The organism is Phyllobacterium myrsinacearum (assembly GCF_014138285.1).
Taxonomy (GTDB): Bacteria; Pseudomonadota; Alphaproteobacteria; order Rhizobiales; family Rhizobiaceae; genus Phyllobacterium; species Phyllobacterium myrsinacearum_A.
Genome location: NZ_JACGXN010000004.1, coordinates 51,613 through 68,050, shown reverse-complemented (window position 1 = coordinate 68,050; position 16,438 = coordinate 51,613). Strand labels below are relative to the sequence as shown.

The following is a 16,438-nucleotide window of genomic DNA, read 5'->3' as shown; positions in this document are numbered from 1 at the left end:
AAGATCACGGAAAGGAATTCTGATGACTGCCATGTTTGCGAACAATGATCATATGCGCCAGCCAAACGAGACTCTCGATCTGGCGGGTATCGGTGTCGGACCTTCCAACCTGAGCCTTGCTGCCCTGCTCGACAGCGTCGGCGACCTCAAGGCACATTTCTACGAGCGGCGGGCAGGTTTTGACTGGCACCCGGGCATGATGCTCCCGGATGTCGAACTGCAATCGTCCTATCTGAAGGATCTTGTCACGCCTGTGATGCCGACCAGTCCCTGGTCGTTCGTATCCTATCTCGTGGCTCACAAACGTCTTTATGCGTTTCTCAATGCTCAGTACGATGCGGTACCCCGACGAGAGTTCGCGCAATATCTCGCGTGGGTGGCCGGACAACTCGACAATCTCTCGTTTGATGCCACCGTCCGTGAGGTCAAGCATGACAAAGACCGGTTCATGGTGCAGTTCGACAACGGTAGCGTGGCGGCGAAAAACATTGTGCTGGGAACTGGCACCAGCCCGTTTGTGCCATCATGGGCAACGCCGTTCCTCGGAGATCGCTGCTTCCACAATTCCGAAGCCAAGTTCCGCCTGCCGGACCTCAATGTCTCACGTGTCGCCATTATCGGCGGGGGTCAGAGCGGTGGCGAAGTGGTTGAAGCCCTGCTCAATGCAAAGGCCGGATTGAAGGAACTCAACTGGTTCAGCCGACGTCACAATTTCGAACCGATCAACGATACGGCCTTCTCCAATCAGGTGTTCTCTCCGGAATATGTCTATGCGTACCTCAACCTCAACAATGATCAGAAGCTGGAGGCACTCAAAGCCTCGATCCTGACCAGCGACGGCCTTTCGCTGTCAACAATCAATTCGATCTACCGCCGGCTCTACAGCCTGCGTTACCTCGAAGGCCGGGACATCGAAGCGAAACTCTCTCCCAACCGCGACGTGATCCAGGTGGAGGCCGACAAGGACGGTTATCGCCTGATTGTGCGCAACCGCTTTGACGGCGGCGTCGAGGTTGCACACGCCGATGCGATCATTCTCGCCACGGGATATCAGTTCAAGCTGCCCGACGCCCTGTCCGGTTTGCAGGATCGCATCCAGTTCGACCGCAACAGCCGGCCTGCTCTCAATGACGAATATTGCCTTAACTGGAATGGCCCCAAACAGAATCGCATCTTTGCCCAGAATGCCGGCCGCTACAGCCACGGCATTGCCGATTCTCAATTGAGCCTGATGGCATGGCGCAGCGCCCACATCATCAACACACTCACAGGCCACGAGCACTTTGATCTGGAGCCGCACGACTCGCAGGTCAACTGGCTGTCGAGCGGTCACGAGACTCTCGGCCAGTCTATCGCCGTGGACTACTAAAATCAGAAAGCGGAATCGGGCAGGCTGTGCTGGCGGAAAACCAGCCCTGCCCGGTTGGATTGCACTGAAACCGCAATCATGTGACCTTCAGGCGACCGAAACAGGCGGTGGTGCCAGTTGACCCTATCGCATGACAGATCATGTTCCACACGAATTTCCCGGCTTACTGTATCGACCTGTACATTCAGACGATGCGGCTCGACAGTCAGCCCGTGGCCGGTGGCTTTCAAAAAACTCTCTTTCAAAGTCCAGTAGGCGAGCAGTAATGACTGACGCTCGGGGCCACGAAGCATGGAGAGTGTTGCCGATTCGGCGGCCGAACAGATGAGTTGAGACGTCCCGGTCTCGATTGCCGTAGATCGCGTTTCCGCATCCACCCCAACAGCAGAACAGTCGCGGCTAACCCCAAGCACCGCCAGACCATTGGTATTGCTGAGATTGAATGCCAGCGCAGTTTCTCCGACAAGATAGGGCTTGCCGTGCTCTCCGGTAACAATGTTCAAGCCTTCCGCAATTCCTCCGAGATAGGACGACAAGACACTGCGTTGCAGATAACGTCCCGCCATGAAGCCGATAGCATCCGTGTCAAATCGAAAGCTTGCGGCACGGTCCTGTTCCGGCAAAGTGAGTGTCGATTTGACCTTGTTCCAATCGGTTTTGCCTGACCTATAGTCCCACCACCAGATATCAACTGCTGGTTGATGCTCGCCAATCGCTGTTGCGCTGGCTTTGGGCAGGTCCAAGAGAAGACCGTATGGCAGCATCTCGCCTCTGTCCTTCTCTCCGGGGGCATCACACAGTCTGGTGCGGCTTTACAACGGCAAAGGCGGTCTGGATTGCGCGATTAACCGCGACGGGCAGCAAAGACATATGATTTTCGCCCGCGTGGATTTCAAACGCCGTCCGGATTGGCTGGCCGGACAAATTGTTCAGGCGGTTCATGAGTTCGACGGAATAAACATCATTCCGCGTGATCTTCTTCTGCGCCAGCCGATCTGCCTCATCGCGGGCACCACGCTGAAAGGGCGCCAGCTTGTCCGTTTCATACTCTCCACAGGATAGAAAAAGTTCGGCACCCGGCCGCGTGGCATGCATTGCTTCAAATTGGGGAAGAAATGCGTTGATCGCACAATTCTCCCAGTAGATCGATGCGCTTGCCGCAATCCACGTTGTAAAAGCCGAAGGGCGCGTAAACAGGCTGTAGAGAACGAAAAGTCCACCGAAGGAATGACCAAAGATCGCTTGGCGATTGCGATCAATCGGAATATCCGCTTCGATTACCGGTTTGACCTGATCTTCAATGAACGTCAGAAACTCCTCCGAACCGCCGGTCTTTACCTCCGGACTGTTTTCAAAGAAGGGTGGATAGGTCTGACCGGGAGGAGGCCCCAGATCCCATGAGCGGCGTAACGGGTCATAAGCTCCGTCAACCGGGTAACCAATTGTCACAATGACTCCGTAAGTCACATTGGTGCCGCTCGGATAACTCGCCTGCGCTCTCATCGCATCCACAGCCGTGGCGATCACTGCATTTCCATCGGTCATATAGAGAATCGGCCATCCATTCTCTGGCGGCTCTCCACCGGGGCGGTAAACAAATATCCGATAAGTCTGACCATTCTGATTCGAAACCACATCATGAAAGGTGGTGTTGCCGATGGTAGCCGATGATGCGGAGGGGAATGCTGTCATTGTTCCATACTTGCAATACTGAAAGGCGACATTCCTCTGCCGCGACCGGCTTGCGCCGCGCAAACCTGCCATGCTGTTATTAAACATGAGCATAATGGTCAATATTTATTCTGCACCGCCGGATTTCACGTTCAACAGTATATACGCCATAGTGCCAAACGACAGCCTCGCTGAGTTGTGGGACTGCTTCCGATCCCATGATCGTCAAAAGCCTTGGGAACACAGAGATTGATATGGAAAACAGTCACGCTAACCATATATTTGTTTCTATTGAGACGATTATGGAAACCTCTTGCAGAAAAGCAGGTAATTTCCGATATTTACTCTGATATAAAAACGCTCTCCCTTCAACTATATATATAGCTTACATAGTAATTAAAGATTTTGCCTTGGAAGTATCGAGCGAAGTGAGAAGCAGTTTATGAATACACATGAGAAACTTATAGAGTCCATGGCAAGGGCGATCCATTCGCAGAAATATACTGGAAGCCAGAGCTGGGACAATATTCCTGAGTTCGTCCGCCAGACATATCGGGAATATGCGAAAGCGGCGCTGCCCGTAGTGTATAATGTCATGAGAGATCCCACCAACGAGATGATTGACGCAGCCAATCGGGCCCGGCCCTCGGTGACATCAAGAACGATTCAGGCCGCTGTGGATGCTTCGCCGCTCAATCCAAACGGCAAGATCTAGGCAGGATCATTCAAAAGAATCGATGTTGCAACGTCATGCACTGACGACGAATGCCTTTTCATCCCTATAAAATTACGCAGCAATCATCGGCCAGCTTTCTTCACTGCTGTTTTGCGTCAATGTGCGATCCATACAAGTCGATGGATCCCTTTTTATCGTCCACTTCATGAAACCTCTGTAAAAATATACAGATCACGACAAACAGATATTATAAACGTCATTTTTACATCTATATATTCAATATACATATTGAAAATAATGTTCAAAACTCTTATACGCGAAACAATTGTTTGGTATTGTATGGATTACATAAATTTGTATCTAAATTTGGCATTAATCAATTCATTTGAAAAACTTAGAAAAGTTATTTCTTTAGTTGCTATTTCTGTGAATTTCCTCGTAGTCTAGAACTCCTTGAATGTCTAAAGTTTATCTTCGACTTCTAGTGCAGAAGTTGCTTGAGGGTATTTGGGTTTTTTTGGGGGAGAAATGTATAAAAATCCTATGGAACGTTCTGAATACAGATCTCTTTCGAGTTCAAGCGACGGCATATCTAATAATATTGAGAAGATTGACGAGAGCTGGCGTTGGTCTAGTTTTCCTGACGAGCAGGGGCGCTATGGCTTCAAGCGTCAAATATGCACACTTCAACAAACATCCATTGTGTATGGCGAGACAAGCGGCAGACTCGAAGTTGTATCAAATGGTGTGGGCGCGACATTAAGCTTTGTTTTCATGCTGAAGGGCGCGATTGATCTTATTGATACCAAGAATCGCAAGATACAGAACATAGCTGCCGGAAGTGCTACGAGTGTATTTGATCGCCCGGGCGTCAAGGCCAAGCTTTATCCCGGCAGCTCCTGGGTAACATATCTGGTGCCAGTGCCGACCTTGCGTGAGCATTTCGAACGCCTGATGCGCAGGCCCTATTTTCAGGAGCTCGCATTCTCACCCTTGCATGATTTTCGCACCGGCAGCGCTTCCGCGCTCTACCAGACGCTTTGCTACGTCAGCGAAGATATAGCGGCGGCCTCAACCTCGGGACGGGAAGTTCTGGCCAGCGTTTATGAGCGGTTGCTGCTTGCAAAACTGTTCATGACAAAGCCTGACAATGTCAGCGCCTTGAACAACCAATCCTCCCGCAGAATTTCGCCACGCTATCTGCAAAGCGCCGAGGCATTCATGCGCGAAAACATTCACAACTCGATCACGCTTGACGACATTGCAGCCGCTGCCGGGTGCAGCTCACGCGCCCTGCAACGCATGTTCAAGGAATATCGCGACGCGAGCCCTATGCACATTCTGTGCGAATACAGATTGTCGGCTGCCCATGATGCGATTGTCAGCGGCAGCGCGAGAAACGTAACGGATCTAGCCATGCATCTGCAGTTTTCAAATCCGGGGCGGTTTTCCTCCTTGTACCGGAACGCATATGGAATGAGCCCGTCGGCTATGATGCGATTTCATGAAAAGAGCGCGTAAAACATGCTGAGAAGGCGAGTTGGTCTTTTGTACCCAATCGGCGTCATGCCACAACGTTTCCCTTATCGGCAGTTCGGATCGGAGAGATCAGCATCGACGGTGTTGTTCATGTCGATGACATTGGCCCTTGCCTTGTCCGGCTGCGCCCTCCCCAGTTCCGGCCCTTCCGCTAAACAGGTTATCGAGCAGCGCAAAACCGAAACCCACACCAATTATGCCATGGTGGATGTGAACGACGCTGTTCTTTCCTATGCTGCAACGCGACCCCGTGAAAGCCTGGTCAATCGTTTTGGCTCAGGCCCGCGAACAACAGACCTGCGCATTGCGGTCGGCGATATAGTCGGCGTCAATCTTTGGGAAGCCCCTCCCGGCAGCCTGTTCGGCGGCACCATGATGTCGTCCGGCCTGCAGCAATCATCCGGTGGCTCCACAACTATTCCACCGCAAACGGTCTCGGGCGACCGCACCATTGCTGTTCCCTATGCGGGCCGTATCTCCGTGGCAGGGCGCACGCCTTCCGAGGTGGAACATCAGATCGCGGCGGCACTCGAGGGCAAGGCGGTTCAACCCCAGGCTCTGGTCACCATTCAGCGAAGCACGGCAAATTCTGTTACTGTAACCGGTGAAGTCGCATCCGGCGCACGTATTTCCCTGACCGGTGCCGGAGAACGTGTTCTCGACGCCATTGCCTCTTCCGGAGGTATCCGGGCGGCGGCCAGCGAAAGCATCATTCGATTGACGCGAAACGGCGTTACCGCCCGCATTCCGTTTGATGTCCTTATCGAAAACCCCGCCGAAAACATCCGGTTAAGATCGGGGGATCTTATTACCGTTGTGCGTGAACCGCGTACCATCCTCGTGCTGGGTGCAGCTGGCCGCAATGCCGAGATTCCATTCGAAGCATCACGTATCTCGATGGCCGATGCCCTTGCGAAGGCCGCTGGTCTGAATGACAACCGCGCTGATGCAAATGGCGTTTTTGTCTTGCGGTATGAGCTTGCATCCGTCGCACGCCGGTTCCTGCCCGCAGGCAGTCCGCTCATCAATTCCGGCGAATATGTTCCCGTTGTTTATCGTTTTGCGATGAAGAACACGAGTACACTGCTGGCCATGCAAAGATTTGAAATGCAGCCTCGCGATGTTATTTATATTGCCAATGCTTCCGGCGCCGAATGGCAAAAGGTCATGGCAATCTTCCAGGGTGTCGCTTCACCGGCGCTCTCAGCCACATCTATCGGTATAAATGCGGCAGCCGTAGGCAGATAAACTACAATTGAGGAGATGAAATTCTACGCATTCGTCCGTGGAATACTCATACAACTGAAACTATCACTGTCCTATGTCTTCCATTCAGGAACAGCTCTAGTGAGAATACATCATGCCATCCCAGTCGTTGCTCCATCTCCACGAGATTGCAAACTTCAAGCGCCAGGATCTGGAAATAGCCGTGCAGAATCTTGCGCGGAGCGCCTATCTTGGTGATCACACGGCAATAGCCCGTATCTTGGGACGTTATAAGTTTTACATAGATACGCGCGATCGCGGATTTGGATCGCATCTGCTGCTAGATGGTTTCTGGGAAATCTGGCTGACACAGTTTTGCGCACGCAATATTAAGGCCGGAATGTTTGCCGTCGATGTGGGTGCCAATTTTGGCTATTACTCCGTTTTGCTTGCGGAACTCGTGGGTGCTTCGGGGAAACTCCTGGCAGTTGAACCAAATCCCCATGCCATGGATTTCTTAGCCCGAAGTATTGATCTGAACGGTTTTCTGGGGCGGTCTCAACTTGAGCAAAGAGTTTTGGGCGACCAAAAACTCGGCACTGCACCACTCTTCATCCCCCATAACGAACCCAAGAATGCAACAGTTGTAGAAAACGAATTTATAGCAAATCCCGCCGCAGGTTTGCTCGTTGATGTTCCGGTGACAACTCTGGATGACCTCTGTGCATCATATGACCACGTCAATTTCATCAAGATTGATGCTGAAGGCGCCGAGCAGCGCATTTTTGAAGGCATGCAACAAACGATTGAACGTCACAAACCTATGATTGTTATGGAGTTTAATGCGGCGCGATACTTAAATGGGGCTGAATTCATCGATAGATTAACAAGTGTGTATGGTGCGTTGCGGCGGCTGGACTTCAAAGGGCAAACGCATGTCGTAAGCAGACAGGAATTGCTCAGTGAAAACGTCGGCGAAGATTGGCTTTTAGTCATTTGTGATCACGAGCCAGCATAACGTGTTCACATCGATGCAATTTAACATCTCGGAAAGAAAGACGCCGCCATGGTGAAAACCGTTCTCTATGATGGCCTCAATATATCATTAAAAAAAGGTACAGGCGTTGCCACGTACGTACGCAGTTTAATTAAGACGGCTCAAAGCCTTGGTCATAAAACGGGTGTTGTTCACGCGATCCAAGGTGCTCCACCAAAGACTCCTTTATTGCGGGAAGTTGTACTTTTTGATGACACGAGTGTGCAACCGCTCGGACCCGTCGCAACAGGACGCCGCTGGCTTCGTCGACGTATTGCTGCACCATTTGGCATAAAGCCTGTCCGCATTCCTTTATCCGGAACTGTCATTACGATGTCGCAAGAAACCAATCTTGGCGATGCAGATATATTTTATGCGGACAACGATATTTTTCAGCTCGCCCGTTCTCATTTCAAATTATACGGCAACCGACTCCAACTTGATATCAAGGACAAGCCCGATCTGTGGCATTGCACATATCCAATGCCGCTCAGTGTTCGTGATACTTTAAATATCTATACGATTCACGATCTCGTACCGTTGCGGCTGCCTTACCTGACTGAAGACAATAAGCGTTACCATTATAATATGCTGCGCCATTTGGTGAAAACTGCTGATCATATTGTTACAGTTTCCGAGAGCTCGCGCCGGGATATCATCAACATTTTAAAGGTGGACGAAAAGCGTGTCACAAATACATATCAAGCGGCACATGTTCCGCTAAAACTACGCAACAAGCCGGATGATGTTGTTGCTGATGAAATTTCCGGAATATTCAACTTGGACTGGAAAAAGTATTTCCTTTTTTTCGGTGCTTTCGAGCCAAAGAAAAATCTATTCCGGTTGGTCGAAGCTTATCTGGCAGCGAAAGTTGATTTACCCTTGATCATTGTTGGCGCGCCAGGCTGGAAAGGTGATAAGGCTCAGCAATTGGTGGATGATGAACGTTTCCGGTTTTATATGCATGCGGAGGACCGCATAGTTCCAGGCCGTCGAATCCATCGCTTTGATTTTGTCTCTTATCCACTGCTTGTTAGCCTCATCCGTGGAGCGCGATCTGTTTTGTTTCCTTCGTTGTATGAGGGATTTGGCCTGCCAATTTTGGAATCAATGCAACTTGGAACACCGGTCCTCACTTCTACGGAAGGCTCCGTTCCGGAAGTTGCTGGCGAGGCTGCGCTAATGATCGACCCGTACGATACAGATGCGCTACGCAAAGCGATAAAAGCTCTTGCAAGTGATGATGACCTTTGTGACCATCTCTCCAAAGTTGGTCCGAAACAGGCGGAGCGTTTCTCCCCGGAACGATACCAGCAAGCAATTGGAGCGCTTTATGACAATCTCCTTGATGGGAGATAAATTATAACGAGCGGACAAAGCCAATGACACTCTTGGTTGCATTTGGAATGCCGGGAATTATGTCATCGTGGGGGCTTGCAGCTTTGCATGCGATTGCCCGTGAAGCATTCGTTGACTATTGCACTTTTCAGATCGGAACATTGCCGGATCTGAAAAGTGCCTGGGATAACAGGACCAGCGAGAATGTTATTGTAACGGCGCAACATCCTGATGCACAGCTTTGCGCATTTCTAATGCGATCCAAAACGCCATACATATTATTTAGCGAGAATGCTCTGGATTCGGTACTTTATCTTGCACGGCACATGGAGCGTCAGGACGCAAGTATTGTTCAAGCGATATCGGCTAGCATTGCATGTCTGTCGCAATTGAAAAAGCATCCCTTTCTCGTCCATTTTGATCGCGAGAAAATTGGAGCAACACCGATCCATCTTATCCTCGCACACATTTGCCGGCAGTTTGGCATATCATTGTCAACCGGCGGCATGGTGCGATGTTTAAAAAGTCTCGGTTTTGATCCAGTCCAATCAAGGGCCCAGATTGATCAAATTCCAACGTTTGAACAGTCTGCTGCAAAGATCAATTATTGCTATAGCGCCCCCGGAACAAGGCATGAGGATATCCCGGAGAATCTACAGGGAATGGCTAGAGGGGCGCTTGCGCCATTTGATCACAAAATTCTGAATGGTGAGGTGTCGGGAATAGTCTGGCCTCAGGAAAGTTTTCTGTTGGCCGACAAGGGTGGAGAACCAGCCGAGGGAGAGATTACACTCGTAGGACGGGCGCGTTGCCTGGTCTACGGCCCCTATTTTCACCTTCCATCAGGCGAATGGACCGCAAAATATTCTTTGGGCATCGAGCAGAATGTCTATGGGCAAATCTTTACGATCGAGGTGCATAGCGATGGCCTGTTGAGTAAAATTCGAGTCAGACCTTCGGGAACCGGATCGTTCGCCGCCGAAGCAGCCTTCCGTATCGACAGTCCCAAGACACCAATCGAAATTCGCCTCTTTACGGATACCGGTTCGATTGAAGGTTCGATTGCCTATTGGTCTGTTGAACTGACCGCGATCGGCTTGAGAAATCATGATTCTGACCCGCCCCTCGACATGGTTCCGGAATACAATCAAGATGAGGCAGAAACGGCTCCAGAAAAAGTTAACCATGCGGAATGATGTAACTTCTGACGATGCAATACAAAATGCGACACGCGCATACAGTTAGCGACTATATTTAGCTATTCCCAGATAACTAAAGTATATCCAGTAAATATATTCTATGTCACTCTTCCACTTGAAGTTGGTCTTTTTAAGGTGGAAGTCATGCAGAAATTCGGTGCTATCGGTTTGTTCCTCGCGGCTACAGTATTTGCAGGCAATGCCTACGCTGCTGATGCGGTGTCTGAAGCGCCTCCGGAGGCAGTATTCACGGAACCAGCATTCACCTGGACAGGTTTCTACGCCGGTGTGAATGCGGGCTATGGCTTTGCCGGTGATGATAAAGTCGGTTTGCGTTCCTTTGGCCAGTATTTGGGCGATGTCGATAAGTTGGAAAACAGTGGCTTCTTCGGCGGTGCGCAGGTCGGCTATAACTATCAGATGAACAATTTCGTTCTGGGTCTGGAAGCAGACTTCCAGGGTGGCGACGTCAATGATGACTTCACAACCCGCTTCACCAGTTTAGGTCAAAGTGCTGATGTGCATGCCAGTTCCAAAATCAATTGGTTTGGTACAGTCCGCCCCCGCCTCGGTTATGCATGGGATCGTACGTTGATCTACGGCACAGGCGGTCTGGCATTTGGCAATGTTAAATACAAAGTGGATGTTGACGGTGCCAATTTCATTGACGAAAGCAAGACCCGTGCAGGCTGGGTCGCCGGCGCTGGTGTGGAACATGCATTCACGGACCATCTGACTGCCAAGCTTGAATACCAGTACATCAATCTGGGCAGCCGCACTATTGGAGACGATGTCCTCACAACCGAGGCAACATCTGACTTTCACAGTGTACGCATCGGTCTGAACTACAAGTTCTGATCCGATCATTCTGAGAATACAAGAAACGAACACTCAGCTCTTAACAGAGAGGGATTGGCTATGGCTGTCTTAAATATTCAACTACTTCAAAACACCAACACAACACTCAATTCTACAAATGCAACTAACGGAGATACAGTAAATCTCGGTCTGGTCTCAAACGCCACTTTGACCGTCGACGGCGTTAATGTCACTGTCACGAATTTTACGGGCATTACTGCAGCAACGACGACGACTCTTAACGTGATAAATGGTGCCAGTCTGACAGTTAGTGCTCAGCTTGCGGGCGCCGGTGCTGGTTCCACGTTCAACTACAATATAGGCGCGGGCAGTAATCTGACAATCAACCAGGCAGCGCTCAGTGTAGAAGTGCTGAATACCACCACAGTTGACTTTGCTAATGCAGCTGGCAGTGGACATTTCACTTATCTGCCGTCGACTTTGCTCAGTGTTCCTCTAACGTCGATCCCAACCATTGTGAATGTGCAGAACGGCGACCAGGTTACGATTACAGGCTCGACCAGTGTTACCCAGTCGGGCAATGTCGTTACATTCCATGGCGTGGGTCTTTTGGGACTTTCCACGGTATCCTACACCATTCCTGTCGGCGCGACATACTCTTACAGCAACGCTACCGATACCCTTACCTTCCTCACACCATGTTTTGTTCGTGGTACCATGATTGCCACACCAGACGGCGAAGTGCCTGTGGAGTATCTGAAAGAAGGCGATCTTGTTCTCAGCCTCAACAACGGTGCGGTGAGCGTGAAATGGGTTGGCAATCGCACGGTTGATCCAAAGGCTATGGACAAGCCGCGTGATGAACTTCCCATTCGCATCCATGCTGGAGCAATCGCGGAAAATGTTCCACATCGCGATCTCCTTGTTTCTCCTGATCATTGCATGTTCATCGAAGGCTCGCTCATTCCAGCAAAACTTTTGATCAATGGTACAACCGTCACGCAGCCAATCATCCTGAGCGCGGTGGACTATTTCCATATCGAGCTTGAAGAGCACGATGTGATCTGGGCTGAAGGCGCTCAAGCAGAAACCTATCTGGATCTGGGCAATAGAGATGTATTTTTGGAGCCGGGTGTTCTCCAGTTTACGTCGCCTGAAGCAAAACAGGCCAAGGCTTGCTATCCTCTCGCATACTGGGGACCTGCAGTAGACAAGGCACGTGCGCTTCTCGCCGACCGCGAAGTAGCCCTCGGCTACGGTAAAAACGAAGCGAAAGCGTCTTAATATTGAAACAAAGTATAGGCCGCACCTGGATATCCGGGCGCGGCCTATAATTTTAACCATTCATAATAATAAACTCTCGTTGAGATAATATATATCCCATTTACAAATCATTCTTTTCAGTATGAAATCATTTCGATAGATGCTTTGGAGAGCAGTGAATGCGTAGTGAACTATTGGTTTCACCTTATACGCTCGATGAAAACAAGAATGACTTGAAAAGTTTGCTTGGAAAATTCGCTGGCAAACGCATTTTTTTTGATGGTGTTTTCAAGGGTGACTACAGCCTGGCCATCGTCAACCGTTGTCTTGCACAAGCACTGATCGCCACCGGCGTTGAAATTGTCTGCCACACGCCAGAGTCTCACTGGCAAACGGACGCACGTCTTGATGCCATGCCGGAAGTGAAACGCCGTATTGTCGCTCAGTATCCGGCCGGTGAAATGTTCGACGTCCATCTGCGCAATACATGGCCTCCAGCAACACATGATATGCTCGGGAAATTCAACGCCTACGTCAATTTCGCCTGGGAGGAGCTTGAAGTTCCGCAATATCTGGTTTCGCGTTTCAACCGCGATCTTGATCTTGTGATGGTCACATCAAACTTCGTCAAACAGGCCTTTGTTCAATCGGGCCTGACAATTCCTGTCGAAGTGGTCGGCAATGGAACAGACCACATAAAACCCCATGCCGGTCTTGCGGCCGATTCATCTTTGCCATCCAATGGTAAAGCACGGATTCTTCATGTCTCATCGTGCTTTCCGCGCAAGGGCGTGGATGCGCTTGTCGAGGCATATGCCCGTACCTTCGAGAAGGATGAAGCGGTCGAGCTGGTCATCAAGACCTTTCCCAACCCTGATAATATCCTCTCGTCGGTCATGGCCAGATTCGAGGAGCAGTTAAAAAGCGCGCCGCCGGTCATTCTCATCGAGGATTATTGCAATCCCGAGCAATTGCTTGGCCTGTATAGGACAGCGTCGCTTGTTGTCGCTCCCAGCAGGGGCGAAGGTTTCGGGTTACCACTAGCCGAGGCAATGCGTCTGGGAATACCTGTGGTAACGACTGGATTCAGCGGTCAGATAGACTTCTGCACACCGGAAACCGCGTGGCTGGTCGACTATCACATGGCCCCATCTGTGGCACATGTATCCGGATCATTAAGCCTGTGGGCCGAGCCGTCTGTTGCCCATCTTGGCACACAAATGCGCGCAGCACTTACGAATGAGGAGGAGGCACGCATGCGCAGCAAAAATGCGCAAAAATTTCTGGATGAGCACACCGGGTGGAACTCGGTTGCCGGCAGGGTTCTCGCGGCTATAGCCAAACCTGTAAAGCAGATGGTCGCTTCCAAGCGGCCCTGGACAATTGATCTTGTCTCATCGTGGCAGCAACAGTGCGGTCTTGCGACCTATTCCGAGCATCTGTACTCAACCCCGGCGCTGGCGGGCCGTTTCTCGCATATTTATGCACGCCGTATCGTTGACGACGCTTTGCCGGAAAGCGCCGCTGGTCATGCTGGCGAGACAGCAGATATTCTGACACGGCCGTGGGGTTATGATCTCTCCTCGCTGACGCGTTTCATAGCAGAAATGGAGAACGCGCGCGGTGACGTTCTGTGGATTCAACATCATCCGGGACATTTTTCCACGCCCGACATGGAATTGCTGCTGAAGACACTTCAACAGACCAGTCACAAGCTCCGTGTCATTACCATGCACAGCGTCAAGGAAACGCTTCGCGGTGGAAATCTTGAATGGACGAAAGCCTTTGACGTTGTTTTCGTTCATTCGGCCGAAGACGCCGGGCTCCTGGCCAAAGCAGGTCACACAAACCCGGTTGTCGTGCCGCATGGAGTGCGCGAAGCGCAAGACAATGCGCTGCGGCCGGATCCATCGACATTCACAATAGGCTCATTCGGCTTTTTGATGCCACACAAGAACGTTGACGTTCTCGTGCAGGGTTTTGCAAAAGCCCGTCTTTTCGAGCCGCGTCTGCGTCTCAAACTCCTCAATTGCATGGTTCCCAACGATGAATCACGCGCATCGCGCGTCCTGATTGAAAATCTTCTGAGCCATTTTGATTTGCATGATGTTGCTACCGCCAGATTTGATTTCATCGACGAAACTGAGCTGGGCAGCGAACTTTCCCGCTGTGATCTGCTTGCCTTCCTCTATGGTGCATCGACCGAGACAGCAACCGGCGCGGCGCGTGTTGCCATGACTGCCGATCGCCCTCTCCTGTGCTCGCGTTCACAGGTACTGCGGGATATGTGGCCAATCAGCCATGTCGTACGTTCAGTGGACGTCGATTGCGTTGCGGAGGCGCTCGTAAGTCTTGCGCAAAATACTGACCTTCTTGGTTTACGCGACGTCGATCGCCGTCAGGCAGCACAATGGAATTCTTATCCGCGCGTTGCTGCGCGACATGTTGTGATTATCGAACAGATGTTAGGGCGCAAGTATGACAATCGCCGAGCTGCATAAAATTCCTCTTCAGGCGCTACCAAAGGACGTTTTTTCTTTGCCGGCAGACGCGTTTGTCGAAGCGTGGGCGTCCGCATTCAATCTCGCCGATTCGGATCTAAGCGCCGATCAACGCAACAATCTGGCGCAAGCGATCCGGAATGGAACCAGCAGAATGAAGATCATTGATGCTTTGCGGGCTGCATCGCCTGAAACAAATGGTAAGATTGGTGACTTTTCCGCGCAGGTCGTGCGACGCCCTGCCGATCAGTTCGCGTTGCTTGAGAATTTTACCCGTTTTGCCCCTGACAGTGATGTCGCATTTCTCCGTTATAGTTTCTCCAAAATTCTTGGCCGCGAGCCAACGGATAAGGAACGCCTTGCGTTCGAATTCGATCTGAGGCGCGGCACGCGAACACGCGAAGAGGCTGTGAAGCAGATCGTCGGTATTGCGCGTCGTGACGGCGGTGTCTCACTTTGGGACACACTCACGGAAACAGGTGACTTGCCGGGTAAAGCCGACAACAGTGAAGCGCGCACGCTGCCTGCCGGCCTTTCCTATGATCTGAATGGTCAGGAGACCTTGATCTTCGTTCGGGAAGCTCCCGGTTCGGGCTGGATGATCGGTCCCGATTTGCTGCGCCAGCCGGTCAACGTTGTCGACGACGGCTGGAGAGTGAGCCCGGGCTGGCTTCTGGTCGGACCCAAACGCAGCCTGCAAGCGGGATCATGGCGTGTCCAGATTGATCTTGTTCAGGAAATGAACGCAAAACTCGCAATACAACTTGTTGCCAATTCGGGCCTGGATGTATTGCAGGAGGTGACCATAGCAGGGTCATTCGTTGGCAATCTTTCAACAGAGATCGGTACGGAACACCGGTTTATCGAGCTGCGTGTGAAAGTCATCGAGACAGGCAACGAAACCTCCTGGGTCCGTCTTCGTGACATATCAATGGTTCGCGAGGGACAATCATGATCCGGCTGCCATTTTCCGGACAGGCGGCAAGGCGCGCGATCAAATTGTCCGATAGCGACGCACCACCGGTAGAGATGACCCGGACAGCCGTTGCTCAGGCGGATGCGGCGCGTAATCGGGGTGATTGGCAGACTGCCGCCACGTTTTACCGGCGTGCTATCGCGGACAATCCCGCCAGAACGGATCTTCTGGTGCAACTTGGACATAGCGAAAAAGAGCTGGGGAACTATGATCAGGCTGAAACTGCCTATCGTAAGTATCAGGGGCTCCATCCGCGCGACGTCGACATACACGTGCAACTCGGCCATCTGTTCAATCGGAAGGGCGATTTGAAGACAGCATTCACCTGGTATGAAAAGGCCCTCAAGCTTTCACCTGATAATCTTGAGATCGCCCGGCATGTAAGCATCGCGCGCAACGGCTCCAGCCGACCCGGACTCGAACAGAACCGTCGTGACGCCATGCGCCTTGTCGAAGAGAATAATTGGCCCAGTGCCCGGGCGGCTTTGCGGGAACTTGTCGTTGAGAATGGTCAAGTTGACATGATCGCTGTCTATGCCAACGTGACAAAGGAAGACGGGGATTTTGACGAAGCATTGACGCTCTACGGGCAGTACCGGGAGTATGCCAACGCTTTCAATCCCGCCAGTCTGGAAGATGTAGAAGTTCAGCTGGGTCATCTGCACAAGATTGCCGGGGATTATCGGACCGCCTTGGCGCACTATATCAAAGCCCGTAACCTTCAGTTTGAGCGCGTGGGCTATGTGGATGCAATCTCGGCGTATGAGCACGAAATCCTAGGTTGCATCAACGAAATCTATACCTGCTTTTAAATATTCATCTGACTGCCATTCAAAACAGCCACG

14 protein-coding genes are annotated in these 16,438 nt (G+C 51.3%); 12 read left to right on the top strand and 2 right to left on the bottom strand.

Going from position 1 to position 16,438, the window contains the following annotated elements; all coding sequences use genetic code 11:
- Window positions 1-22: 22 nt before the first annotated feature.
- Entirely contained in the window at window positions 23-1,369 is a 1,347-nt protein-coding gene (locus tag FHW16_RS15030; protein WP_182550033.1) for a lysine N(6)-hydroxylase/L-ornithine N(5)-oxygenase family protein, read from the top strand.
- Window positions 1,370-1,371: 2 nt separating this feature from the next.
- Here FHW16_RS15030 and FHW16_RS15025 read toward each other — a convergent pair whose 3' ends face one another.
- Both FHW16_RS15025 and FHW16_RS15020 read right to left on the bottom strand, forming a co-directional pair.
- Window positions 1,372-2,133 (bottom strand): 4'-phosphopantetheinyl transferase family protein, encoded by a 762-nt coding sequence (locus FHW16_RS15025; protein WP_182550032.1) that lies wholly within the window; start codon window positions 2,131-2,133, stop codon window positions 1,372-1,374.
- Window positions 2,134-2,161: 28 nt separating this feature from the next.
- The gene (locus FHW16_RS15020) at window positions 2,162-3,061 is read right to left on the bottom strand and encodes an alpha/beta hydrolase (protein WP_182550031.1); all 900 of its coding nucleotides are present in this window, start codon (window positions 3,059-3,061) and stop codon (window positions 2,162-2,164) included.
- 421 nt (window positions 3,062-3,482) lie between these two features.
- Between FHW16_RS15020 and FHW16_RS15015 the strand changes: the two genes are divergently transcribed.
- The 11 genes from FHW16_RS15015 (at window position 3,483) to FHW16_RS14965 (ending at window position 16,405) form a co-directional block, all read left to right on the top strand.
- Window positions 3,483-3,755 carry a hypothetical protein gene (locus FHW16_RS15015; protein ID WP_182550030.1) on the top strand — a complete coding sequence of 91 codons (273 nt, stop codon included), beginning with the start codon at window positions 3,483-3,485 and terminating at the stop codon, window positions 3,753-3,755.
- A 735-nt stretch (window positions 3,756-4,490) separates the two neighbouring features.
- Window positions 4,491-5,237, top strand: coding sequence for a helix-turn-helix transcriptional regulator (locus FHW16_RS15010; protein ID WP_182550029.1), 747 nt, complete (start codon window positions 4,491-4,493; stop codon window positions 5,235-5,237).
- A 108-nt stretch (window positions 5,238-5,345) separates the two neighbouring features.
- A complete protein-coding gene (locus FHW16_RS15005) occupies window positions 5,346-6,503 on the top strand; it encodes a polysaccharide biosynthesis/export family protein (RefSeq protein ID WP_246711790.1) in 1,158 nt (385 codons plus the stop codon).
- A gap of 112 nt (window positions 6,504-6,615) precedes the next feature.
- Window positions 6,616-7,479: an FkbM family methyltransferase gene (locus FHW16_RS15000; RefSeq protein WP_182550028.1), complete on the top strand. Its 864-nt coding sequence runs from the start codon at window positions 6,616-6,618 to the stop codon at window positions 7,477-7,479.
- A gap of 48 nt (window positions 7,480-7,527) precedes the next feature.
- On the top strand, window positions 7,528-8,856 hold the full coding sequence (locus tag FHW16_RS14995) for a glycosyltransferase family 4 protein (RefSeq protein WP_182550027.1): 1,329 nt from the start codon (window positions 7,528-7,530) through the stop codon (window positions 8,854-8,856).
- Window positions 8,857-8,879: 23 nt separating this feature from the next.
- Complete coding sequence (locus FHW16_RS14990; RefSeq protein ID WP_182550026.1) at window positions 8,880-10,031, top strand: hypothetical protein; 1,152 nt, start codon at window positions 8,880-8,882, stop codon at window positions 10,029-10,031.
- Between the two features lie 147 nt (window positions 10,032-10,178).
- Window positions 10,179-10,892: an outer membrane protein gene (locus FHW16_RS14985; RefSeq protein ID WP_182550025.1), complete on the top strand. Its 714-nt coding sequence runs from the start codon at window positions 10,179-10,181 to the stop codon at window positions 10,890-10,892.
- Between the two features lie 60 nt (window positions 10,893-10,952).
- Complete coding sequence (locus FHW16_RS14980) at window positions 10,953-12,137, top strand: Hint domain-containing protein (RefSeq protein WP_182550024.1); 1,185 nt, start codon at window positions 10,953-10,955, stop codon at window positions 12,135-12,137.
- Between the two features lie 158 nt (window positions 12,138-12,295).
- Window positions 12,296-14,617: a glycosyltransferase family 4 protein gene (locus FHW16_RS14975; protein WP_182550023.1), complete on the top strand. Its 2,322-nt coding sequence runs from the start codon at window positions 12,296-12,298 to the stop codon at window positions 14,615-14,617.
- A gap of 154 nt (window positions 14,618-14,771) precedes the next feature.
- Window positions 14,772-15,572: a hypothetical protein gene (locus FHW16_RS14970; protein WP_246711789.1), complete on the top strand. Its 801-nt coding sequence runs from the start codon at window positions 14,772-14,774 to the stop codon at window positions 15,570-15,572.
- Complete coding sequence (locus tag FHW16_RS14965) at window positions 15,569-16,405, top strand: tetratricopeptide repeat protein (protein ID WP_182550021.1); 837 nt, start codon at window positions 15,569-15,571, stop codon at window positions 16,403-16,405. Before FHW16_RS14970 ends, FHW16_RS14965 begins: the two co-directional genes overlap by 4 nt.
- Window positions 16,406-16,438: the final 33 nt, after the last annotated feature.